The sequence below is a fragment of the Micromonospora sp. CA-244673 genome, from assembly GCF_050948395.1.
Classification (GTDB): Bacteria; Actinomycetota; Actinomycetes; order Mycobacteriales; family Micromonosporaceae; genus Micromonospora.
On the sequence record NZ_CP192019.1, the window covers coordinates 1,027,188 to 1,049,986 of the forward strand.

General features: G+C 74.3%; 22 protein-coding genes and 1 tRNA gene. 16 read left to right on the forward strand and 7 right to left on the reverse strand.

Annotated elements, in window-relative coordinates; all coding sequences use genetic code 11:
• The first annotated feature begins 76 nt into the window (after nt 1-76).
• From ACQP12_RS05085 to ACQP12_RS05095, 3 genes are all read left to right on the forward strand, one after another.
• Complete coding sequence (locus tag ACQP12_RS05085) at nt 77-739, forward strand: hypothetical protein (protein ID WP_433285381.1); 663 nt, start codon at nt 77-79, stop codon at nt 737-739.
• Between the two features lie 117 nt (nt 740-856).
• Nucleotides 857-1,309, forward strand: a complete 453-nt coding sequence (locus tag ACQP12_RS05090; protein WP_433285383.1) for a hypothetical protein — start codon at nt 857-859, stop codon at nt 1,307-1,309.
• Nucleotides 1,310-1,350: 41 nt separating this feature from the next.
• Complete coding sequence (locus tag ACQP12_RS05095; protein ID WP_433285385.1) at nt 1,351-2,334, forward strand: hypothetical protein; 984 nt, start codon at nt 1,351-1,353, stop codon at nt 2,332-2,334.
• A 3-nt stretch (nt 2,335-2,337) separates the two neighbouring features.
• Here the strand turns inward: ACQP12_RS05095 and mdlC are convergent, their stop codons facing one another.
• Both mdlC and ACQP12_RS05105 read right to left on the reverse strand, forming a co-directional pair.
• A complete protein-coding gene (gene mdlC / locus ACQP12_RS05100; RefSeq protein ID WP_433285387.1) occupies nt 2,338-3,933 on the reverse strand; it encodes a benzoylformate decarboxylase in 1,596 nt (531 codons plus the stop codon).
• Between the two features lie 105 nt (nt 3,934-4,038).
• A complete protein-coding gene (locus ACQP12_RS05105) occupies nt 4,039-4,842 on the reverse strand; it encodes an S-methyl-5'-thioadenosine phosphorylase (protein ID WP_433285389.1) in 804 nt (267 codons plus the stop codon).
• 132 nt (nt 4,843-4,974) lie between these two features.
• On the opposite strand from ACQP12_RS05105, the gene ACQP12_RS05110 reads away from it, so the two are divergent.
• Nucleotides 4,975-5,565, forward strand: a complete 591-nt coding sequence (locus tag ACQP12_RS05110; protein WP_091259972.1) for a YqgE/AlgH family protein — start codon at nt 4,975-4,977, stop codon at nt 5,563-5,565.
• Between the two features lie 91 nt (nt 5,566-5,656).
• Nucleotides 5,657-5,729, forward strand: a tRNA-Ala gene (locus ACQP12_RS05115).
• A 173-nt stretch (nt 5,730-5,902) separates the two neighbouring features.
• On the opposite strand, the gene ACQP12_RS05120 is transcribed toward ACQP12_RS05115, so the two are convergent.
• Complete coding sequence (locus tag ACQP12_RS05120) at nt 5,903-6,574, reverse strand: HAD family hydrolase (protein WP_433285391.1); 672 nt, start codon at nt 6,572-6,574, stop codon at nt 5,903-5,905.
• Nucleotides 6,575-6,894: 320 nt separating this feature from the next.
• Between ACQP12_RS05120 and ACQP12_RS05125 the strand changes: the two genes are divergently transcribed.
• The gene (locus ACQP12_RS05125) at nt 6,895-7,116 is read left to right on the forward strand and encodes a hypothetical protein (protein ID WP_433285393.1); all 222 of its coding nucleotides are present in this window, start codon (nt 6,895-6,897) and stop codon (nt 7,114-7,116) included.
• Between the two features lie 106 nt (nt 7,117-7,222).
• On the opposite strand, the gene ACQP12_RS05130 is transcribed toward ACQP12_RS05125, so the two are convergent.
• Nucleotides 7,223-7,549, reverse strand: coding sequence for a hypothetical protein (locus ACQP12_RS05130; RefSeq protein WP_433285395.1), 327 nt, complete (start codon nt 7,547-7,549; stop codon nt 7,223-7,225).
• Between the two features lie 69 nt (nt 7,550-7,618).
• Here ACQP12_RS05130 and ACQP12_RS05135 point away from each other — a divergent pair, with 69 nt between their 5' ends.
• Together ACQP12_RS05135 and ACQP12_RS05140 are read left to right on the forward strand one after the other, a co-directional pair.
• Nucleotides 7,619-8,263 (forward strand): dihydrofolate reductase family protein, encoded by a 645-nt coding sequence (locus ACQP12_RS05135; RefSeq protein ID WP_433285397.1) that lies wholly within the window; start codon nt 7,619-7,621, stop codon nt 8,261-8,263.
• Between the two features lie 79 nt (nt 8,264-8,342).
• Nucleotides 8,343-8,684, forward strand: a complete 342-nt coding sequence (locus tag ACQP12_RS05140; RefSeq protein WP_433285399.1) for a VOC family protein — start codon at nt 8,343-8,345, stop codon at nt 8,682-8,684.
• Nucleotides 8,685-8,743: 59 nt separating this feature from the next.
• Here the strand turns inward: ACQP12_RS05140 and ACQP12_RS05145 are convergent, their stop codons facing one another.
• Together ACQP12_RS05145 and ACQP12_RS05150 are read right to left on the reverse strand one after the other, a co-directional pair.
• A complete protein-coding gene (locus ACQP12_RS05145) occupies nt 8,744-9,811 on the reverse strand; it encodes a glycerophosphodiester phosphodiesterase family protein (RefSeq protein WP_433285401.1) in 1,068 nt (355 codons plus the stop codon).
• Nucleotides 9,812-9,969: 158 nt separating this feature from the next.
• A complete protein-coding gene (locus tag ACQP12_RS05150) occupies nt 9,970-12,267 on the reverse strand; it encodes a DUF4153 domain-containing protein (protein WP_433285403.1) in 2,298 nt (765 codons plus the stop codon).
• A 173-nt stretch (nt 12,268-12,440) separates the two neighbouring features.
• Between ACQP12_RS05150 and ACQP12_RS05155 the strand changes: the two genes are divergently transcribed.
• Nucleotides 12,441-13,358 (forward strand): lytic polysaccharide monooxygenase auxiliary activity family 9 protein, encoded by a 918-nt coding sequence (locus ACQP12_RS05155; RefSeq protein ID WP_433285405.1) that lies wholly within the window; start codon nt 12,441-12,443, stop codon nt 13,356-13,358.
• Between the two features lie 3 nt (nt 13,359-13,361).
• Here ACQP12_RS05155 and mgrA read toward each other — a convergent pair whose 3' ends face one another.
• Entirely contained in the window at nt 13,362-14,351 is a 990-nt protein-coding gene (gene mgrA, locus ACQP12_RS05160) for an L-glyceraldehyde 3-phosphate reductase (protein ID WP_433285407.1), read from the reverse strand.
• 97 nt (nt 14,352-14,448) lie between these two features.
• Here mgrA and ACQP12_RS05165 point away from each other — a divergent pair, with 97 nt between their 5' ends.
• The 7 genes from ACQP12_RS05165 (at nt 14,449) to ACQP12_RS05195 (ending at nt 22,467) form a co-directional block, all read left to right on the forward strand.
• Entirely contained in the window at nt 14,449-15,417 is a 969-nt protein-coding gene (locus ACQP12_RS05165) for an aldo/keto reductase (protein WP_433285409.1), read from the forward strand.
• 5 nt (nt 15,418-15,422) lie between these two features.
• Complete coding sequence (locus ACQP12_RS05170; protein WP_151464653.1) at nt 15,423-15,920, forward strand: hemerythrin domain-containing protein; 498 nt, start codon at nt 15,423-15,425, stop codon at nt 15,918-15,920.
• Nucleotides 15,921-15,978: 58 nt separating this feature from the next.
• Entirely contained in the window at nt 15,979-17,229 is a 1,251-nt protein-coding gene (locus tag ACQP12_RS05175; protein ID WP_433285411.1) for a sensor histidine kinase, read from the forward strand.
• Nucleotides 17,226-17,876, forward strand: coding sequence for a response regulator transcription factor (locus tag ACQP12_RS05180; RefSeq protein ID WP_357947337.1), 651 nt, complete (start codon nt 17,226-17,228; stop codon nt 17,874-17,876). Before ACQP12_RS05175 ends, ACQP12_RS05180 begins: the two co-directional genes overlap by 4 nt.
• Before the next feature lie 76 nt (nt 17,877-17,952).
• Nucleotides 17,953-18,987: a hypothetical protein gene (locus ACQP12_RS05185; RefSeq protein WP_433285413.1), complete on the forward strand. Its 1,035-nt coding sequence runs from the start codon at nt 17,953-17,955 to the stop codon at nt 18,985-18,987.
• A gap of 88 nt (nt 18,988-19,075) precedes the next feature.
• Entirely contained in the window at nt 19,076-20,512 is a 1,437-nt protein-coding gene (locus ACQP12_RS05190) for a magnesium chelatase (RefSeq protein WP_357947331.1), read from the forward strand.
• Nucleotides 20,513-20,514: 2 nt separating this feature from the next.
• Complete coding sequence (locus tag ACQP12_RS05195; protein WP_433285416.1) at nt 20,515-22,467, forward strand: vWA domain-containing protein; 1,953 nt, start codon at nt 20,515-20,517, stop codon at nt 22,465-22,467.
• Nucleotides 22,468-22,799 lie beyond the last annotated feature (332 nt).

The window sequence follows — 22,799 nt, forward strand, 5'->3', positions numbered from 1 at the left end:
CACCCGGACCGGGGCGCACAGTCGTCTCCGGACCCGTGTTGCCGGGCCGGTGGTGCCGGCGCTCTAGGCTCCGGCTGTGACGAACGAGCGGATCCGACTCTCCGTCGGCGCGGCCTCCGGCCAACGGGCGATGGCCGTCGTGGTGGGTGCGCTGTTCACCGCCTTCGGCGCGGCCTTCGTGCTGCTGCCGCTGGTCGCCGGGGGCCTGCTGCGCCGGGTCGCCGGCCTCGGAGACCCGGTCCCCTCGTACGACGACGTCCGGGACCTGCCGCCCGAGCTGCTCCCGCCCGACCTGCACGAGGGCGCCACCGCCGCGCCCACGCCGCTGCGCTACGCCGGCCTCTGCGGGGTCCCGTTCGTGCTGCTGGGGCTCTACCTGGTGCTGCGGGTGCTGCGCACGGCCGCCTGGCTGGACGGGACCCGGGCCTCGGTCCGCGGCGCGCTCGGCACCCGTACCGTCGACCTGGCCGCCGCCGAGGTGCGCGGCGGCACGATCGCCCACCGGGTCGGCGACGACGGCGTGGTGCGGGTGCCCAGCCTGATCGCCCGGGACCGGGACACCGGCCGGCGGGTCACCATCCCGTTGCAGGGCCCGGGGCTGGGCAACCTGCCCCCGTACGAGCTGCGGGCGCTCGCCGAGGCGATGACCGCGGGCCGGCCGGACCAGGGCCGGGACGCCGACGCGCACGCCCTCGCCGGCCGGCTCCGTGCCATGGCGGCTGATCCGCTGGGGCTGTAGAGGCCACTGTGACGGCTGGGACGGATGGGGCAGATGAGACGCCCACCCCTCCTGGACAGCTCGGGAACCCGGGTTCACCATCGCTGTACGCGGTAGCGCAGCAGCGCGGGAGGTGCCATGGTCACCAATCCGATCCAGCAGCCGTCCACGGCGACCGCCGTACCCCGCACCCGGCCCGCCCTTCCCGGCGACCTGCGTGGCCTCACCCGGGCGCTCGCCACGGCGCCCGCGGAGCCGCGCTGGCGGGAACACCTGGTCGGCCGGCTCGGCCCGGTCCGGTCCGGCTTCGCCGAGCACGTCCGGCTCACCGAGGGTCCGGCCGGCCTCTACGCCGAACTGCTCCACCAGGCCCCCCGGCTGGACCGGGGCGTACGCCTGCTGGCGGGCGAGCACGCCGCCATCGCGGCGGCCATCGCCGCGCTCCAGCACGCGGTGCGGCTCCCCTCGGTGCCGGCCGAGGACCTGCGGGAGCAGGCCCGGAACCTGCTGCGGGCGCTCGACCGGCACCGGCAGCGCGGCGCGGACCTGCTCTGGGAGGCGTACCAGGCCGACCTGGGCGGGGAGGACTGACCCGGCGGGAACCGGCCGGGGGAGCGCCGCGTCCAACCGGCATGCGTCGCTCTCTCGCCCTGCTCGGGCTACCGCTCCTGGTCCTGGCCGGCTGCGCCGCACCCGGTGCCGACCCGGCCGGCCCGCCGGCCGCCGGCCCGAGCGGTTCCCCGGTCTCCGGCCCCGACCACCGCTGGGAGGCGTTCGACCAGCGGGCCACCGAGGTGGCCGACGCGTGGCGCCCCGGGCCCGCGTGGCGCAGCGGGTACGTCCCGCTCGACGAGGCCACCGTGCTGGCCGGCGACCCGGGCTTCGACGGCGAGACGAAGCAGGCCTTCCTCAACGGCTGGTACCGGGAGCAGATCGCCCTCCCGACCGCCCGGCCCGCCGAGGGGACGATCCGCTTCCCGGACGGCACCCTGCGCGTCCCGCTGGTCAGCGCCGCCGAGGCGTACGCCCAGCTGGACCAGGGTGACCCGCCGCCCTGCGAGGGCCGGCCCAGCACGCCGGGGCCGGGACGGCCCAAGGGCGGCCCGACCATCGAGCCCGGCCCGGACGGCATGGTCGCCACCCAGGCGCCCAGCCCGTGCGTGCCGCTGACGGTCACCGGCGTGACGCTGGGCAGCGCGTCGGTGCGCACCAGCCGGGGCGAGGCCACCGTGCCGGCCTGGCTGTTCGCCGTGGAGGGCCTCCGGGTGCCGGTGGCCCGGCTCGCCGTGGCACCGAGTGCGATCGGGACCGCGCCCGAGGGGATCGCGCCGAGCCGCCCGGCGGACGACGGTGTCGTGGGGGCGGCGGACCTGCGGGTGGTGGACGGTAACCGGATCGACTACCGGGTCGGCACGGGCGCCTGTGACGGGCAACCGACCCCGCTGGTGCTGGAGCGGGACGACGTCGTGGTGCTCGGGGCCGGGGTGGTCCGCTCGACCGGGATGTGCACCATGCAGCTGGTGCTGAAGCCGGTGACCGTCACGCTGAAGGCGCCCCTCGGCGACCGGGCGGTGCTCGACGTGGCCAGTGGCACCCCGCTCGTCGTGCGCCGCTGACCGCTACAGGATCCGGGGCACGTCGGTGCTGATCGGCACCGGCAGCACGGTCGGCCGGTCGGCCGCGAGTGCGGCGGCCAGCGCCGGGCCGAGCCCGTCCGGCGACTCCACCACCTCCGCGGCGCACCCGTAGCCGCGCGCCACCGCGGCGACGTCCAGCCCCGGCAGGTCCAGCCCCGGCACGCCGGGTGTGTGCTTCAGCTCGGCGAATGCCTTGAGGATCGCGTACTGCCGGTTGACCGGGACCACGACGGCGAGCGGCAGGCCGAGCCGCGCGGCGGTCCACAACGCCTGCACCGAGTAGTGGAACGAGCCGTCGCCGATCACCGCGACCACCGGCCGGCCGCGCCCGGTGTCCCGCTCGGCCAGCGCGATGCCCACCGCGGCCGGCAGGCCGAACCCGAGGCCGCCGCTGGCCATGGTGAAGTACGACCGGGGCCGGGCGGTCCGCAGCCGGCGGCGCAGCGCGGCCAGGTTGGACGGTGACTCCTGCACGAGCACCCCGTCGGCCGGCCACTGCCCGGCCAGCGCCTCGAAGAGGCCGTCGGCGCTCGGCGGGTCGGCCGCGTCGGGAGGCGCCGGGGCGTCCCGGGCCGGCGGCGGGGGCCGGTCCGTCGGGGGCAGCAGCTCCACCAGCCCGGCCATGGCCAGCCCGGCGTCGCCGAGCAGGCTCTCCCCGACCGGGGCGCGGGCCGCCTCGTCCGGGTCGTCGGTGATGTGCAGCAGCCGGGCGTCGCCGGGCAGGTAGTCGCCCGGCACGTGCGGGTAGTAGCGGAACACCGGGGCGCCGACCACCAGCACCGTGTCGTGGCCGCGCAGCGCCTCGGCCAGCGGGCTGATCGCGTACGGCAGGACGCCCCGGAACTGCGGGTGGTCCTCCGGGAAGACGGCCCGCTCCGGGGCCGGCGCGGCCCACACCGGCGCGGCCAGCCGCTCGGCCAGCGCCACCGCGGCCGGCCAGGCGTCGGCCCGGTCCACCGCCGCGCCGAGCACCAGCACCGGAGCGCGGGAGGCGGCCAGCGTGGCCGCGAAGCCGCGCAGCCGGTCCGGGTCCGGGGCGATCCGGGTGGCCACCGTCCGCACCTGCGGCGGCGGGTCGGCGGGCCGGTCCCAGTCGTCCATCGGCAGGGAGAGGAAGACCGGCCCGGTCGGTGGCTGCACCGCCGAGGCGTACGCCCGCATGAAGGCCGCCGGGATGTCCTGCGCCCGCGCCGGCTCGTGGGCCCACTTGACGTACGGGTGGACCAGCTCGACCGCCCGGGGGCTGGCCAGGCGGGGCTCGATCAGCAGCATCTCCCGGGTCTGCTGGCCGGCGGTGACGATCAGCGGCGTCCGGTTGTGCCAGGCGGTGACCAGGTTGCCCATGGCGTTGCCGGTGCCCGGGGCGGTGTGCAGGTTGACGTGCGCCGGGCGGCCGGTGGCCTGCGCGTAGCCGTCGGCCATGGCCATGGCCGACGCCTCCTGCAGCGCGTGCACGTAGCGGAAGTCGGCCGGGAAGTCCTTCAGGAACGGTTCCTCGGTGGAGCCGGGATTGCCGAAGACGGTGGTCAGGCCCAGCGCGCGGAGCAGGTCGTAGGTAGTGTCGCGGACCGTTGCCATCGCCGGCTGCCTCCCGTCCCCCGCGTGCCGGGGACGGCCCGGTGATCAGCTCCCCGACCAGCCGAATCTATCGGGCCGAGGTTGACTTTTCGGGCGCTTCCCGGCTCAGGGCAGCGGGAACGGGAGCTTGATTCCGTCCAGCGCCCGCCCGCAGGGGCAGTCCCGCTCGGCGGGCAGGGCGGCGACCGCGTCCAGCAGCACCCCGCGCAGCCGGTCGGTATTCTCCGCGAAGACCCGGAAGACCTCCTCCTGGGTGACCGACTCGCCCGCCTCGACGCCCGCGTCCAGGTCGGTGACCAGGGCGATCGAGGTGTAGCAGAGGGCCAGCTCGCGGGCGAGCACCGCCTCCGGGTGGCCGGTCATGTTGACCACCGTGCCGCCGATCGAGGCGTACCAGCGCGACTCCGCCCGGGTCGAGAAGCGGGGCCCCTCGACCACCACCACCGTCCCGCCGTCCACGGTGGGCACGCCGCGCCCGGCCGCCGCGTCGAGCAGCGTCCGCCGCCCAGCCGGGCAGTACGGGTCGGCGAACGACACGTGCACGGCGCCCCGGTCGTAGTACGTCTGGACGCGCCCGCTGGTGCGATCGACGAGCTGGTCCGGCACCACGAACGTGCCAGGGCCCAGCTCCGGCCGGAGCCCGCCGACGGCGCAGGGCGCCAGCACCTGGCGTACGCCCAGGGACCGCAGCGCCCAGAGGTTGGCCCGGTAGGGGATCAGGTGCGGCGGGTAGCGGTGGTCGCGCCCGTGCCGGGGCAGGAACGCCACCCGCCGGCCGGCCACCTCGGCGATCGTGACCGGATCCGACGGCGCGCCGTACGGGGTCTCCACCACGTGCTCGGTGGCGCCGTCGAGCAGGGCGTAGAGGCCCGACCCGCCGATCACCGCCAGTTCGGCCGTAGCCGCCATCCGACCCTCCCTCGATCCCGCCACGATCACCCGCCGGTCAGACCTTAGCCAGGGGGCGGACCGCAGGCTATGGTGCCTTGCATGGCGTTGACAGCGCGGCTGGTCGCGGCGTACGGCTGACGGGTGTCGGACATGCAGGGTGAGGGACAGGCGATCGGTGGCCGAGCCATGGATTCCATGACCGGGCGGCTGCTGGTCGCGACGCCTGCGCTGAAGGACCCGAACTTCGATCGTACCGTCGTGCTGCTGGTCGCCCACGAGCCCGGCGGCGCCCTCGGCGTGGTGCTGAACCGGGCCACCGAGGTGCCGGTGGCCGACGTCCTGGGCGACTGGAGCGACCTGGCCCGGCACCCCGCGGTGCTCTTCGAGGGCGGCCCGGTCCAGCCCGACTCGGCCATCTGCCTGGCCCGGATGCGCCACCCGATCAAGCCGGTGAAGGGCTTCCACCGGGTGTCCGGCGCGGTGGGCACCATCGACCTCTCGGTCGACCCGGAGAAGCTGCGCGACGCCGTCGGCGGGATCCGGGTCTTCGCGGGTTACTCGGGCTGGGGCGCCGGCCAGCTGGAGCGGGAGATCGAGGACGGGTCCTGGTTCGTGCTCGACGCCCTCCCCGGTGACGCCTTCGTCGACCGCCCGGACGATCTCTGGCCGATGGTGCTGCGCCGGCAGGGCGGCATGATGGCGGCGGTCGCCCACTTCCCCCCGGATGTGGCCCTGAACTGAGTGGCCTGGCCGGGGGACCCCCGCGAGATGACCATGCCGACCGGCGTGTGTATAGTTCTCTGCGTGCCCGGGCGACCGGGGACAACCGCAAGGGGCCGTGGCGCAGCTGGTAGCGCACCACACTGGCAGTGTGGGGGTCAGGGGTTCGAGTCCCCTCGGCTCCACCCAAGCGAAGCGCCCTGGTGAGGGACCATTTCCCCCGCCAGGGCGCTTGTCGTTTCTGCCGGGCGTGACGGTTCCGGAGTTGGTGCAGCGCGTCCGCGACCTTGAGGCGCGAAGGCATACAGGACTCGACAAGACGACGCCAGCCAAACGCGATGTCGAGCGTGCACCGAACTCAACTGCCTTGAGTAGGCGACGGTATGGACCGGAGGGCGCGGCCCGCACTCGAGTCCGCAGGAAGAAGGGAGACCAGCGCCTCGTACACCTCGCCCACGCCTCGCGTTTGTACTGCATGTATGCCCAACTCTCTGGCGGCCATGACATGCTCGTTGTGGTCATCAAGAAACAGAAGCCGGTCGGCAGTCGTACCAATCGTGCGGATCGCGTGGCGGAACATCGCCAGATCAGGTTTCATCAAACCTAACTCGTGCGAAACAAAGGTCCAGTCAAAGTAGTCGACCACACCCCAACGGTCGAGATGCTGTTGCCAGTGAGCCGGGTTTGTGTTGCTAAGGCATGCCATCTGGATAGTCCCGTGAAGGCTTCGAACCAATTCGATCGTTCCCGCAAACGGTCCGGCCGGCCATCGAGCAAAATCATCCACGAACTCGGCAGGCGTGAGATCCAGCCCCCAGTCCGTCACAACACCTTCACCGAAGGTGTCGCCATCACACTTGCCACGCTCGAAGGCCTGTACCCACTTCGATGTAACCCATTTCGAGTCTAGCGCCGGGCCGTTTTCCTCGCCGGTCAGTTCGGCCAGCCGTTGTAGGCCGCGGTTGTTCATCAGCACGCCGCCGAGGTCGAACAATATTGCGTCAAACCTCGAACTGCCGATCTCACTCACGATAGCCCCTTCCCACTTTTCGGAGTTCGCGCTATCCGATTGTCGAGCAAGCTGATGCATGGTAACAGACATTGGGGCGGGTGCCGTCTTCCATTTCCGCCGTTGCCCTGCGTACTCGCAGTTCCATCGTCCGTACGTCGATGTCACGTCGGTGCAGCGCCACCAACTCGCCGAACCTCAATTGCGCAAACGCGGCCAGGAGCACAAGTAGCCGGTAGCGGGGTTGAATTGCCTCGGCGGACGTCGGACGCTTGGCTGGCCGCCGGCGTCTACCCGGTGGGCGGCGCCGCGTTGGCGGCTGCGATGTGCAGCGCCAGCTCGTGGACGAGGTCGTCCATGCTCTGGCCGGTCTGGGTGCGGATGAGGGTGAGGGCGAGTTCGGCCAGGAGCATGAAGCCGCGCGTGCGGGCAGCTTCGTCGGGAAAGGCTGCGAGCAGTTGTTCGGCGCCGCCGAGGTCACCGCGGTGCTTGGCGGCGATGACCCGGCGGCGCGTTGCGCAGCGGTGAAGGCCGACGTCGGGTCGGCGCTCGTCATGACGTGACGAGGATGGGGTTGCCAGTCGCGCGTGCGGCGTCGAACCGCCGCATGACGTCGGACCAGTTGACGAGGTTCCAGAGGCGGTCGACGTAGTCGGGGCGGACGTGCAACTACGGAAACATGGCAACTAGACGGCGTTCGTGAGGGCTCCTCTGCCAGCCGGCCCGTCCCTGGGCGCGCCTCCGCGCCGCGATGATCCCTGCGGAGGCGCGCTCAACCCACATCTCGGGGCCTCCCTCGGCGGGGAGGTGGGCGCGGATCGACAGCGCGGGCGAGGTGGGGAGCCATCGGGAGCCCCAGGCGCCGAGGTGCGCCATGAGCGGGACGAGTTCGATCTCCGCCTCGGTGAGGCGGTAGTCGATCTTCTGGCGGTGGCTCGAGTTGGTGAGCAGTTCGCGGAAGTGCCGGTGACCGCCGACCATGACGTCCCGCAACACGATCAAGCTCCACCGTTCTACCGGTTGTAAGTTGCAGGCAGATGGTGCCCATCGCATCGAGGAGGATTCGTGCCACAGCTGTTGAGGGTGCAGAGCTTCAACGTGTCGCGCGACGGGTTCGGCACGGGCGAGGGGCAGAGCCTGGAGCGCCCCTTCGGCCACGCCGATCCCACCGCCCTGTTCTCCTGGCGTGCCGCCACCGCCAGCTTCGTGTACCGCACCGAGCCTGGGGGCACCCGCGGCCTGGACGACTACATCGTTCGCGACTACGACCGCAACATCGGCGCGGAGATCATGGGTCGTAACAAGTTCGGCCCGCAGCGCGGCCCCTGGGAGAACCACGAGTGGCAGGGGTGGTGGGGGGACAACCCGCCGTTCCACGTGCCGGTCTTCGTGCTCACCCACCACGAGCGCCCGTCGTTCACCCTGGCCGACACCACATTCCACTTCCTCGACGCGAGCCCGGCCGAGGCGCTGGCACGCGCCAGGCAGGCCGCCGATGGTCGGGACGTGCGCCTGGGTGGTGGAGTCGCCACGATCCGCGAATTCCTCGAGGCCGACCTGGTCGACGAGATGCACGTCGCCGTCGCGCCCGTCGACCTCGGTCGGGGCGAGCGGCTGTGGGAGAGCCACACCGAGCTTCTCGACCGCTTCCACCTGGAGTCGGTGCCGAGCCCGAGCGGGGTCACCCACCTGCTGTTCTGGCGACGATGACCACCGCCCGTGCCGGCTGCGCGCACACTGGTAAGCCCGCGTGCTACGGGAGAAGCCCGCTGATCCCTAGCATGGCCACATGACCGTAGATCTGTTCGCGGGCCTGCCCGTCCGCGACTACCGGGCGGCGGCGGCCTGGTACGAGCGGCTCCTCGGCGGCCCGCCCTCGTTCCTGCCGAACGACACCGAGGCGGTGTGGGAACTCGCCGAGCACCGGTACCTGTACATCGAGGTGCGGCCCGAGCACGCCGGCCACGGCATGCACACCGTCTTCGTCGACGACCTCGACGCCCGGCTCGCGCGGATCGCCGAGCGCGGCCTGACGCCGGCCGAGAGCGAGACCTACGACAACGGGGTCCGCAAGGCCATCTTCCGCGACCCGGACGGCAACGAGATCGGCTTCGGCGGCGGCCCGGCCTGACCGGGGCCGCGCGGTGGCGGCGCCCGCCCCGCCGGAGGGGACGGACGCCGCCGGTGGACTCAGCGCGGCTGGTACGCCTTCGGCAGGCGCATGCCCCGCTCGGCCATGAGCTGCCGGACCCGGTCCGGATAGTTGGTGATGATCCCGTCGACGCCCAGGTCCATCAGCGCCGCCACGGTGGCCGGGTCGTCGCAGGTCCACGGCACGACCTTCAGGCCACGGGCGTGCGCGTCGGCGATCATCTTCGCGTCCGGGTACATGCGGAAGGCCGGGTCGGCCACCGTGCCGTTCTGCGGGAAGCCGTAGTTGGGGGAGAGGGCGGTCACGCCGGGGATCGCGGCCGCCGCGCGGACGAAGTCGCCGCCGAAGTCGTCCGCGTCCAGGCCGCCCAGCCAGGGTGAGGCGCCGGGCTTGCCGACCTGGAGGAAGTCGTAGTTGGTCAGCGCCACAAGCGGCCACCGTGGCGCGAGCCGGTGCATCACCCGCAGCGCCCCCCAGTCGAAGGACTGGATGGTGACCTGGTCCTCGATGCCCGAGGCGCGGATCTCCTCGAAGACGCGGCGGACGAACAGCTCGCGGGGTGCCGTCTGGTCGGGCGCGCCGGCCTCCACCTTTGTTTCGATGTTCAGCGTGAGCTGGTGGGCGCGCCAGCTCTTCACGAGGCCCAGCACGTCCCGCAGCTCGGCCATCCGGACCCCGGCGATCTGCTCCTGCTCCGGGAAGCCGGGCAGCTGCTGGTAGCCGCAGTCCATGGTCTTGATCTGGGCCAGGGTCAGGTCCTTGATGTACTTCCCGACGTACGGGTAGAGCGGGTCGCCCGGGGTCACCGGGCCGGTGTCGCGACACTTCTGCGCGCTGACCTGCCGGTCGTGTGTGACGACCACCTTCTCGTCCCGGGTGACCTGGGTGTCCAGCTCCAGCGTGGTGACGCCGAGGCGCATGGCCTTGGCGAATCCGGCCAGGGTCTCCTCGGTGGTCAGCCCGATCCCGCCCCGGTGTGCCTGCAGGTCGAAGTGGGTCTTCTGCGGCAATACGCCGGGACCGGCGACGGGGGCCGCGTGGGCGGCCGTCGGCACGGCCAGCACTGCCCCGGCGGCCAGCACCGTCATGAGCTGACGGATGGACATGGAAAAACCTCCGCTACCTTCGGTTGACGTTTTGCGCAGCCGAAGCTAGGTGCGGGGTCGGTGCCCGCCGTGGCCCTGACGTGAGGGGGCGGTGAACGTTCGCGGACGCGCGGGGTGCGCCGGCCGGGCCGCGGCACGCCGCGACCCGGCCGGCGGCGTCACCGGCGGGACTTGGGCAGGTCGAACTGGTCGGCCCGGCGGCAGTCCTTCGGGCCGCCGATCGCGCCCGGCCCAACCCGGTCGAGGGCCTGGCGGGCCCGGTGCCGGCCCAGGTTCCAGGCGTACCAGGGGTCGGACTCCTTTAGGTCGTCGGCGATCCAGCTCAGCGTGCAGCGGCGCACCGGGTCGGGGAGTCGGGTCAGCGCGGGCGTCGCGTCGGCGGAGAGCGCCCGCAGGTACCACGCGTCGATCTTGCCGGTCTGCTCGTAGCGGAGGATGTTGCGCTTCGCCGCGTAGTCCTCCGGGTTGAGCACGGCCAGGCCGAGCAGCATCGCCACGGCCAGCGCGACCGTGGTGCCGGGGATCCACCGGCCCTGCCACCGCACGCCGGCCGCCAGGATCATGAGGAAGACCGCGCCGAGCAGCAGCTCGAACGCCATCACGAAGATCCGCTCGCCGGTGAAGCTGTAGACCTTCTGGTACGTCCACATCCGGGACAGCGCCGACACCACGATCACCACGCTGAGCGCGCTGAGCAGGCCCAGCAGGACGCGCAGCAGCATGCGTTCGAGCGGCCGCTCGCGGCTGGCCCAGCGGCTCACCCCGCCCAGCACGGCCAGGGTCAGCAGGGTGACGAAGAGGAGCTGCCAGAAGCCGCTGCGGGCGTATTCGGAGTAGCTCAGCCCGGCGACCTTCTGCACGTGCCGCTGGCCGCCGAAGAGCACCGTGAACTGCACGATCACGAAGCCCGCGAAGAGCAGCGTCAGCGCGCCGATGGCCGGCGCCCACTCCAGCACCCCGAGCCGGCGGGCGCCAGGCCGGTCCACCGTGGACAGGTCGGGCGGGGCGGCCAGGGTGTAGACCGCCGCGACCGCGATCAGGCCGCCGAGCGCGGCCAGGAAGATCCAGCGGAACACCGTACTGATGTTGATCTCGGGGACGATCGCGTTGAGCACCTCGGAGAAGGCGGCGTCGGCCGAGGCGAGCAGGCTGCCGAAGACCAGCAGCACCAGCACGGTGGCGACCACCGAGCCGGTGACCTTGCGGACCGTCCCGGCCTCCGCCGAGGCGGTGACGTGCCGCCGTACCCAGGGCAGGCCGCGGAACGCCGCGAACGGCGCGGCGGCCAGGCCGAACAGGATCGAACGGACCAGCCGGCCGCCGACGATCGCCAGGGTGGCGCACCCCAGCGCGCCGAGCACACAGAACGTCACCAGCCACCAGGCGTTGCGGAACGCCAGCACGGCGAGCAGGACCAGCGCGGCCGCCGCCCACCCGCCGCGGATCAGCCGCTCCGCGCGGGGCAGTTCGGCGGTACGCCGGCGCACCGCGACCAGCACGCCGAGGGTCAGCGTGAGCCAGCCCAGGAACCAGCCGATGCCGACCCGGCTCAGCGGCACGAAGAACGCGGCGCCGAGCGCCCCGGCCAGCACGGCGAGGGGGACGGCCCGGCCGGTGGCCTGCTTGGGGCCCGGCCAGCGTGCGCCGAGGAACGAGGTGCGGGGGGTGCGCGGCCGGGGCGTCCAGCCGGGCTGGGGCGGGTAGCCGCCCCAGGGCTGCGGCCCGTAACCGGCCCCCGGATACTGCGGCGCGGCGGCCGGCTGAGCGCCGGAGGCGGTCGCGGCGGGCGGCGGTGCCGTCGTGCCGGTTGCCGGGGTCGCGGCTGTCGCCGGGGTGGGCGCCTCGGCTTCCTGCCCGGCCTTCGAGGCCGGCGCCGGCTCAATTTCGGCGGTGGACGGTCCGGCCGGAGCGGGGGCCGGCGTGGCGGCGCCGTCGGTCTCGGTGCCGGCACCGCCGTCAGCGGACTCCGCCGGCGGGACCTCACCGGCTGACGGTTGCCCGCCGGACGCCCTGCTGCCCGACAGCGCGCCGGCTGCCGGCGTCGACCCAGCCGTGCCGGTCGTCGGGGCCGCCGGAGCGGAGCCGGCCGCGCCGGCCGTGGGGTCGGCCGGGACGGCCGCCGCGCCGCTCTGGGCCGGGCTCTCGACGGCCGGCGGAGTGGCCTGGGTGGGCACGCCCGGCGCGGGGACCATCACCCGCGGCGCGGCCGGCTGGCCGGGGACCGCCGCCGGCTGCCCCTCGGCCACCGGCACCAGCGGCACGAACAGCGCATAGCCGCGGGTGCCGGGCGGCACGACCACGGGGATCGCCCAGGCCGGCTGCCCCTCCGGGCCGGGCCACGGCACCGCGGGCGGCGCACCCGCCACGTCGGGAACGACGAGCAGGTGCGGCGTGATGTCGGACCCGTCCGCCGGAGCGGGTCGGGGCGCATCTGGCGTCTGTGGCGGCTCGGACACGGCTCGCTCCTTGATCGCGGGGTGCCGTCACTGTAGGGCCCCACCCCGTTCCGCCGCCGCCCCGTCCGGCCGTTCGGTCAGCACACCCGAGCCGGCCGTGGGTCCCGCACACCCGCACGCCGATCGAACCTTTGCCGCCCCGGGCCCGTACCAGTGCGCGGGAGGTCGATGACATGGCCGTACGCCGCACGCTCGCCGCGCTCGCCGCCGTCGCCGCGACCGTGCTGCTCACCGGCGTGCCGGCGAGCGCGCACGGCGCCCCCACCAGCCCGTTGAGCCGGGCCGCGGCCTGCGGTCCGGAGGGTGGCCGGGCGGACACGCCGGCCTGCCGGGCCGCGATCGCCGAGGGCGCCGCGGTGCGGGAGTGGGACAACATCCGGGTGGCCCGGATCGACGGGCGGGACCGGGAGCGCATCCCCGACGGGGAGCTGTGCAGCGGCGGGCTGTCGGCGTACCGGGGGCTGGACCTGCCCCGGACCGACTGGCCGGCCACCACGCTCACGGCCGGGGCCCGGCACACCTTCCGCTACCGCACCACGATCCCGCACAAGGGGACGTTCCGGTTCTACGCCACCACCGTCTCGTACGCGCCGAGCCGGCGGCTGACCTGGGCGGACCTGGAGGAGAAGCCGTTCCTCACGGTCACCGACCCGCCGATCCGGGACGGCGCCTACCAGATGCCGGGGCGGCTGCCGGCGGGGCGCACCGGCCGGCACATCATCTACACGATCTGGCAGAACTCCAACACCCAGGACACCTACTACTCGTGCTCCGACGTGGTGTTCCGGTCACCGTCCGGCGGGGCGGCGTCCACGCCGCGTACCAAGCCCTCGGCGAGTGCGGCGGCCCCGCGTACCGTGCCGAGGGCCGCGACCGGCGACGGGGCCGGCGAACCGGCGGCGGGCGTGCCGGTGGCGGCGGTGACCGACACCGGCACGTTCCCCCGGCCGCTCGTGGTCGGCGCGGCGGCCGGGGTCACCGTGCTGCTCGCGGCCCTGGTGGCGCTGCGGTTGCGGCGGGCCGGCACCGTGCCCGCCGGCCGGCCGTGCGGGGTCCGCAGCCACCGCGCCGGCCGCCGCCGGATCTGGTAGTCCTCAGCCCAGGTGCCGGTCGATCTCGGCGAGTTCCTCGACGCCGAGGTCGAGGTTGTCCAGGGCGGCCACGTTGCCCTCCAGCTGGGCCACGCTGCTCGCCCCGATGATCAGGCTGGTCATCCGGGGGTCGCGCAGCGCCCAGGCCAGCGCGAGCTGGGCCAGGCTCTGGCCGCGCCGCTCGGCGACCGCGGCGAGCCCGCGGATGGTGGCCATCCGCTCCTCGCTGAGGTCGCTCTCGTTCAGGAAGACGCTGGTCCGCACCCGGGAGTCGGCGGGGATGCCGCCCAGGTAGCGGTCGGTGAGCAGGCCCTGCGCCAGCGGGCTGTAGGCGATGCACCCCGCGCCGGCCTGCTCCAGCGTGTCGAGCAGCCCGTCGGTCTCGGTCCAGCGGTTGAGCATCGAGTACGACGGCTGGTTGATCAGCAGCGGCGTGCCCAGCTCGCGGAGGATCTCGGCGGCCCGGGCGGTCTGCTCGGAGTTGTAGTTGGAGATGCCGACGTAGAGCGCCTTGCCGGAGCGGACGATCGCGTCCAGCGCGCCCATCGTCTCCTCCAGCGGGGTGTCCGGGTCGAACCGGTGGGAGTAGAAGATGTCGACGTAGTCGAGGCCCATCCGGCGCAGCGACTGGTCCAGCGAGGAGATCAGGTACTTGCGCGAGCCCCACTCGCCGTACGGGCCGGGCCACATCAGATAGCCGGCCTTGCTGGAGATGACCAGCTCGTCGCGGTACGGCTTCAGGTCGGTGGCGAGCAGCCGGCCGAAGTTCTCCTCGGCGGCGCCGGGCGGCGGGCCGTAGTTGTTGGCCAGGTCGAAGTGGGTGATCCCGAGGTCGAAGGCGCGCCGGACGATGTCCCGCTGCCGCTCGTACGGGCGGTCCGGCCCGAAGTTGTGCCACAGCCCGAGCGAGATGGCGGGCAGGCGCAGCCCGCTCCGGCCACTGCGCCGGTAGATCATCGAGTCGTAACGGTCTTCGCTGGCGAGGTAGGTCACCCCTCCGACCCTAGTCCGGGCCCGACGCGCAGGTCGGGGCGGAGGTGGGCCGGCGGAACCGGCGTGCGGCCCCGCCCGCTTGGGTAGCTTCGAGTCCATGCGCTACGTCCCGCTCGACACCCCCAAGCCCATCTCGAAGATCGGCCTCGGCACGTGGCAGTTCGGCTCCCGCGAGTGGGGCTACGGCCCCGACTACGAACGCCGGGCGGCGCAGATCGTCCGCCGGGCGCTCGACCTGGGCGTCACCCTCTTCGACACCGCCGAGATCTACGGCTTCGGCCGCAGCGAGCGCATCCTCGGCGCGGCGCTTGCCGACGACCGGGCCAAGGTCGTGGTGGCCAGCAAGGTGTTCCCGGTGCTGCCGCTCGCCCCGGTCGTGCAGCAGCGGGCGGTCGCCTCCGCCGCCCGGCTCGGCGTCACCGGCATCGACCTCTACCAGGTGCACCAGCCCAACCCGGTGGTCGCCGACACCACCACCATGCGGGGCATGCGCGCGCTCCAGGACGTCGGGCTGGTCGGCGAGGTCGGGGTCAGCAACTACGGCCTGCGCCGCTGGCGGTTCGCCGAGGCCGCGCTGGGCCGCCGGGTGCTGAGCAACCAGGTCCGCTACAGCATGATCGACCGCGGCCCCGAGGAGGACCTGATCCCGTACGCCGAGCAGGCCGGCCGGATCGTCATCGCGTACAGCCCGCTGGGGCAGGGCTTCCTCTCCGGCCGGTACGACGCGCGGAACCCGCCCGCCGGGGCGGTCCGGCGGGCCAACCCGTACTTCCTGCCGGAGAACCTGGACCGGGGCACCGAACTGATCGCCACCCTGCGGGAGGTGGCCGACGCGCACGACGCCACGCCCAGCCAGATCGCCCTGGCCTACGTGCTCCGCCACCCGAGCGTGGTGGCCATCCCCGGCGCGTCGAGCGTGGAACAGGTCGAGCGCAACGCGGCCGCCGCCGAGATCGACCTGGCCGACGACGAGCACGCCGCACTGGCCACCGCCGCCCACGCGTTCCGCCCGGTCACCGGGCTGGCCGCCGTACCCAAGCTGATCCGCGCCCGCACCCGGAAGTGACCACCATGGACGACATCACCGCACTGATCCTCGACGACCACGCCGCCTTCCGCCGCGGCTTCGCCCGGCTCGACGACGCCCGGGACCCGGCCGAGCTGCTGGCCGTCTGGGAGGCGCTCGCCCTGCACCTGGACATCCACGCCGAGGCCGAGGAGGCCATCCTCTACCCGCACCTCGTCAAGCACGGCGACGACGGCGCGGAGGAGACCGAGGACGCCATCGGCGACCACAACAAGATCCGCGACGCCGTCGCCGAGTCCAAGCTCCACGAGGTGGGTTCGGACGCCTGGTGGGCGGCGGTGTGGCGGGCCCGCCGGGAGAACAGCGAGCACCTGGCCGAGGAGGAGGACGAGGCGCTGCCGGACTTCCGCCGGCACGCCAGCGTCGAGCTGCGGGCCGAGCTGGGGCAGCGCTGGCTGACCTTCTACGGCGAGCACAAGAACGGTCGCAACCTGCCCTTCCGCGACAAGGACCCGGAGAAGTACGTCCAGGACCACCGCTGACCCGATCTCCCCGTCGCGGGGGAGTCGGCGGGCCGCTGTCAGGCGGCAGAATGACCGGGTGACGGTCCCGGTCGTGCTGGCGCCGCTGGTGCGCGGGAGCACCTGGCGGCGCGCCGTGTTCCTGCTCCTCGGCGGCGTGCTCGCCCTGCCGTACGCGCTGCTCGTGGCGGCGTTCGCGCAACTGCTCGGCAGCGCCGACGTGCCCCGCCCGATCGGCGCCGGGCTGCTGCTCGTCGGCGCGGTGCTCGCCGCCGTGCCGGTGTTCCTCGCCGGCAGCCGGGCGCTGGAGATCGCCGCCGCCCGGGCGCTGCTCGCGGTCGACCTGCCCGAGCCCGCCCCGGACCACCGGATCGACCGGGAGACCCGGCTGCGCGCCGCGCTCTGGATCGCCCTGCACCTGCTCACCGGCGCGCTGGTGCTGTTCGCGGCGATCAGCGCGTTCCCCGTGGCGCTGATCTTCCTCGCCGGGCTGGTCGGCGTCGACACCGGCGCCCAGCCCGGCGACGGCTTCGGCCCGTTCGACCCGGGCCGCCCGGTCGTGGCGGGACTGGCCGGGCTGGCCCTGCTGGTCGCGCTCGCGTACGCGGTCGCCGGGCTGGGCGCGGTCGCCGCCTCGATGGCGCCGGTGCTGCTCGGCCCGGCGCAGGCCGAGCGGATCGCCGCCCTGGAGGCCCGGTCCGCCCGGCTGGCCGAGCGCAACCGGCTGGCCCGCGAGCTGCACGACTCGGTGGGGCACGCGCTGACCGTGGCGACCCTCCAGGCCGGGGCCGCCCGTGAGCTGCTCGACACCGACCCGGAGTTCACCCGGCGGGCGCTGCGCGCCATCGAGGAGACCAGCCGCCGCGCCATGGACGACCTGGACCACGTGCTCGGGCTGCTCCGCGAGAACGACGACCGGCGGGTGCCCGCGCCCACCGCGCCGCAGAACACCCTCGACGGGCTGGACCGGCTGGTCGCCGACACCCGCGCCGCCGGCCTGGTGGTGGAGTCCCGGGTCAGCGGGGCGCTCGGTGAGCTGCCCGCCGTGGTGTCCCGGGAGGGCTACCGGATCGTCCAGGAGGGGCTCACCAACGCGGCCCGGCACGGCCGGGGGCCGGTGCGCCTGCGGGTGGCCGTACCCGATGGTCGCCTGGAGATCGAGCTGGTCAACGGGCTGCGCGGCACCACCGGGCCGGGTGGCGGCGGGCGCGGGCTGGACGGCATGCGGGAGCGGGTGCTGCTGCTCGGCGGGCAGCTCACCGCCGGCCCGGAGGGCGACCGCTGGCGGGTCCGGGTCACCCTGCCGGCGCCGAGGGGGGAGACCGGGTGACCATCGACGTGCTGATCGTCGACGACGACGAGCTGATCCGGGTCGGCCTGCGGGCGATCGTGGACGCCCAGCCGGACCTGCGGGTGGTCGGCGAGGCCGCGGACGGCGCCGAGGTGCCGTCGCTGGTGGCCCGGCTGCGCCCCCGGGTGGTGCTCATGGACGTCCGGATGCCGGCCATCGACGGCATCCAGGCCACCCGGCGGCTGCTGGCCGCCTCCGCCGACCCGCCCCGGGTCCTGGTCGTCACCACGTTCGCCAACGACGAGTACGTCTACGAGGCGCTACGCGCCGGAGCCAGCGGTTTCCTGCTCAAACGGGCCCGCCCGGCCGAGGTGGTGGAGGCGATCCGGGTGGTGGCGGCCGGCGAGTCGCTGCTCTTCCCGGCGGCGATCCGCCGGCTCGTCGGCGCGTACGGCGGCCGGGGCGGCGACGGGCTGCGCGCGGCCCGGCTCACCGAGCGGGAGGGCGAGGTGCTGCGGCTGATGGCCGCCGGCCTGTCCAATCCGGAGATCGCCGACCGGCTGGTGGTCGGCGTGGAGACGGTCAAGACGCACGTCGGCAACGTGCTGGCCAAGCTCGGGGTGCGCGACCGGACCCAGGCGGTGATCGCCGCGTACGAGTCGGGATTCGTGGTGCCGACCGGCTGACCGGTCCCTCCCGTGGGGGAGGCGGTCCACCCCGGCGCGGGAGGGATCCGGGGCCTGTCCGGCCGAGGCTGAGGGCATGACGACAACGACCGATTCCCCACCCCGTCGGGCCGCCCGGACGCGGCTCGACCTGGCCGCCCCGCTCGCCGCCGCCTGGCTCGGCGGCTGGGGCGTGCTCGCCCTGCTCTCGACGCTGACCGGCGCGGGCTACCCGTTCGGCGCCAACGACCCCCACGGCGGCGACGCCGCCGGTCTGCTCCGGCACGTGCCGGTCTCCGTCGGCCCGCCCCTGTTCGCGGCGGTGCTGCTGACCGCGGCTGTCGCCGCCCTCGCCATGACCGGTGCCGCCGGCCGGCCGTCCCGGCCGCTGCGCGTCCTGCTCACCGGATACGCCGCAGCCGTCGCCCTAGCGCTGGCGGTGGTGATTCCCGGGATGCGGGTGCTGGCCCTGCTCGGCTACGCCCCGATGCTGATCATCGGGGCCCCGTTCGGCTGGCCTCCCGTGGACTACGCCGAGGTCTTCGACTGGCCGCTGTTCGCCCGCCTGGCCGCCCTCGCCGGTGGGATGCTGCTGGCCGCCGCGCTGCTCAGCTGGCGGCGCCGGACCGCCGAGGGGGCGCGCCCCGGCTGGACCGCGCCCGCCTCGGCCGCCCGCTGGGGCCGGTGGGCGGCCTGGACGGCGGCCGTCATCCCGGTGCTCTACGCGCTCACCCGGTTCGCCTGGCTGGCCGGCATCCCGCTGGGCATGTCCCGGGAGACGCTCGCCGAGATGCGGGCCGACGGTGCGATCTGGGCCGGCGCCGGGCTGGGCGCGTTCGCCGTGGTCGGCGCGGTGCTCACGCTCGGGCTGGTGGCCCGCTGGGGCGAGCGGTTCCCGCGCTGGCTGCCCGGACTGGCCGGCCGCCGGGTGCCGGTGCTCCTCGCCGTGATCCCGGCCGGCCTGGTCTCTCTCGCCGTGCTGGCGGCCAGCCTCGACCTGCTCGCCGCCCCGGAGTTCGCCGACCTGATCCGCGAGGGCAACTCCGCTGCCCTGCCCATGGCCCTCTGGCCCGTCTGGTCGGTCACGCTGGCCGCGGCGACGTACGCCTACCAGCTCCGCCGCCGGGGCTGAGCGGCCCGGAGGCCGGTCCCGGCACGGGGCGGGGCCGGCCTCCGGCGCTCTCCGGGCGGCGCCCGATTTCTGAGCTAGCGTTGGTCGGGTGACTGCGCCCAACCAGGTTCCCCCGGCCCCGCCCGCCGACCTGCCCGGCACGCTCGGCGAGCTGCGGGCCTCCGGCCACCACCACCGCACGGTCAAGCAGGAACTCCGCGACAACCTCCTCGCCCGGATGCGCGCCGGCGAGGAGCGCTTCCCCGGCATCGTCGGCTACGAGGACACGGTGCTGCCCGAGGTCGAGCGGGCCCTGCTCGCCGGCCACGACATGGTGCTGCTGGGCGAGCGCGGCCAGGGCAAGACCCGGCTCATCCGCTCGCTCGGCGCGCTGCTCGACGAGTGGACCCCGGTGATCCCCGGCTCGGTGCTCAACGAACACCCGATGCACCCGCTCACCCCGGCATCCCGCGCCCTCGTCGCCGAGCGCGGCGACGACCTGCCGATCGGCTGGCTGCACCGCTCGATGCGCTACGGCGAGAAGCTCGCCACCCCGGACACCAGCGTCGGCGACCTGATCGGCGACGTCGACCCGATCCGGCTCGCCCAGGGGCGTACCCTCGGTGACCCGGAAACCATCCACTTCGGACTGGTGCCGCGCACCAACCGCGGCGTCTTCGCCGTCAACGAGCTGCCCGACCTGGCCGAACGCATCCAGGTGGCGCTGCTCAACGTGCTGGAGGAACGGGACATCCAGGTCCGCGGCTACCAGCTCCGGCTCCCGCTGGACCTGCTCCTGGTCGCCAGCGCCAACCCGGAGGACTACACCAACCGGGGCCGGATCATCACCCCGCTCAAGGACCGCTTCGGCGCGGAGATCCGCACCCACTACCCGCTCGACCTGGAGCTGGAGCTGGCCCTGATCCAGCAGGAGGCCGACCTGGTCGCCACAGTCCCCGAGCACGTGCTGGAGGTGCTCGCCCGGTTCGCCCGCGCCGTCCGGGAGTCGCCGTCGGTCGACCCGCGCTCCGGCGTCTCCGCCCGGTTCGCCATCGCCGCCGCCGAAACCGTCGCCGCCGCCGCGCTGCGCCGCGCCGGCCTGCTCGGCGCCTCCGTCCACGAGGCCCCGGTCGCCCGGGTCGGCGACGCCGTATCGGTGACCTCCACGCTGCGCGGCAAGGTCGAGTTCGAGAGCGGTGAGGAGGGCCGGGAGATCGAGGTCCTCGGCCACCTGCTGCGCACCGCCACCGCCGAGACGTTCCGGGCCCGGCTCGCCGGGCTGGACCTCTCCGGGTTCACCGCGCTGGTCGCCGAGGGCACCGAGATCGAGACCGGCGAACTGGTCTCCTCGGCCGAGCTGCTCCGCCAGGTCGGCACCGTGCCCGGGTTGGCCAAGGTCCTCGACCGGCTCGGCCTCGGCGACGCGCCCACCCCCGAGGAGGCCGCCGCCGGGATCGAGTTCGTCCTGGAAGGGCTGCACCTCACCCGCCGGCTTGGCAAGGACGTCACCGAGTCCGGGCGCACCGTCTACGGCGGCCGGGGCTGACGGTGGCCGGCAACCGGTTCCGGTACGGGCAGTGGCGCGGCGGGCCCGACCCGCTCGCCCCGCCCTACGACGTACGCGCCGCCGTGGACGCGGTCGGCTCGGAGGTCCTCGGCGGCGGCAGCCTGCGGGAGGCGCTGCGCGACCTGCTGCGGCGCGGCCCGCAGGGGCGCGGCGGCCTGGACGACCTGGCCGCCCGGGCCCGCCGGCTGCGCCGGGAGGCGCTGCGCCGGGGCGACCTGGACGGCGCGGTGACCCGCGCTCAGGCGCTGCTCGACCAGGCCCTCGCCGCCGAGCGGGAGGAACTGCGCGGGCGGGACGGCGACGACGCCCGCTTCGCCGAGGCGGTGCTGGACAACCTGCCCCGCTCGACCGCCCGCGCCGTCGAGGAGCTGTCCGGGTACGACTGGGCCAGCGACGAGGCACGCGCCAGCTACCAGCGGATCCTCGACGGGCTGCGCGGCGAGGTGCTGGAGCAGCGCTTCGCCGGGCTGCGCGACGCGGCGCGGGCCGCCGCCGACCCGGCCGCCCAGCGGCAGCTCGCCGAGATGATGCGCGACCTCAACGACCTGCTCGCCCGGCACGCCCGGTCGGAGGACACCACCGACGCGTTCGCCGAGTTCATGCGGCGGCACGGCGAGTTCTTCCCGGAACAGCCGAAGGACGTCGACGAGCTGATCGACGTGCTGGCCCGCCGCTCGGCGGCCGGGGAGCGGCTCATGCGGTCGCTGTCGGACCGGCAACGCGAGGAACTGGCCGGGCTCATGCGCCAGTCCCTCGGCGAGCAGCTGGCCGGGGAGCTGTCCCAGCTCGACGACCACCTGCGGTCGCTGCGCCCCGACCTCAACTGGCGGCGCTCCGAGCGGGTCCGGGGCGACCAGCCGCTCGGCTACGGCGAGGCCACCGGCGCGCTCGGCGAGATCGCCGAGCTGGACGAACTGCTCGACTCCCTCGACCAGGACCACCCCGGCGCCACCCTGGACGACGTCGACGTCGAGGCGGTCGCCCGGACGCTGGGCCGGGACGCCGCCGACGACGTACGCCGGCTGCGGGAGCTGGAGCGTGAGCTGCGCCGGCAGGGCTGGGTGACGCGCGACGCCGAGGGGCTGACGCTCAGCCCGAAGGCGCTGCGCCGGCTCGCCGGCACCGCCCTGCGGCGGGTCTTCGCCGACCTGACCGCCGGCCCGCGCGGCCAGCACGACCTGCGCTCCGCGGGCGCGGCCGGCGAGGTGAGCGGCGCCTCCCGGCAGTGGGAGTACGGCGACGAGCAGCCCCTCGACGTGGTGCGCACCCTCACCCGCGCGGTCCGCCGGGTCGGCCCCGGGGTGCCCGTGCAGCTCGCGGTCGAGGACTTCGAGGTGATGGAGACCGAACGGCGGGCGTCGGCGGCCGTGGCGCTCTGCGTCGACCTGTCGTACTCGATGATCTCCCAGGGGCGCTGGGGGCCGATGAAGCAGACCGCCCTGGCCCTGTCGCACCTCATGGCGACCCGCTTCCCGCAGGACGCCCTGCAGATCATCGGGTTCGGCCGGGAGGCCATGCCGCTGACCCAGCAGGAGTTGGCCGCGGTGGAACCGGACATGGAGCAGGGCACCAACCTCCAGCACGCGCTGCGGCTGGCCGGACGGCACCTGCGCCGGCACCCGGGCGCCGAGCCGGTCGTGCTCGTGGTCACCGACGGTGAGCCCACCGCCCACCTCGACCCGTCCGACGGCGAGGCGTACTTCCACTGGCCGCCGCTGCCGGAAACCATCCAGGCGACCATCCGCGAGGTGGACAAGCTGACCCGGTACGGCGCCACGCTGAACCTGTTCATGCTCGGTGACGACCCGGGGCTGCGGCGGTTCGTGGACGCGGTGGCCCGGCGCTCCAAGGGCCGGATGTTCACCCCCGACCTCGACGACCTCGGCGAGTACGTCGTCTCCGACTACCTCCGCGCCCGCCACGGTCGCCACTGACCCCGCTGTTCCGCCCCCAGCCGCCCTTGACGGCCGCCGGCGCCGATCCGTCCACGTCATCACGTTCGTAGTCGCCGACACAGGCAGCGTCATCCGGGAGTGGATGTCCGGTTCGGCGGCGGCCTCGGCCGCTGAGTGGAACCTCATGTATGTCTCCGGTGCCCGGATACCTCCATACCGTTCCACCGACCGTCCCGGCGTGGGCGGGTGTCCGTTTCCCGGGGTGACGGGCGGCATCGCGGCGGTGGAATGGCGGGCGGGCCGGGGTCGTTGTATCCGGGTGAACGACCGAGGACCACGCCCCGCCAGCCGGGGTGACCGGCCCGCGTGAC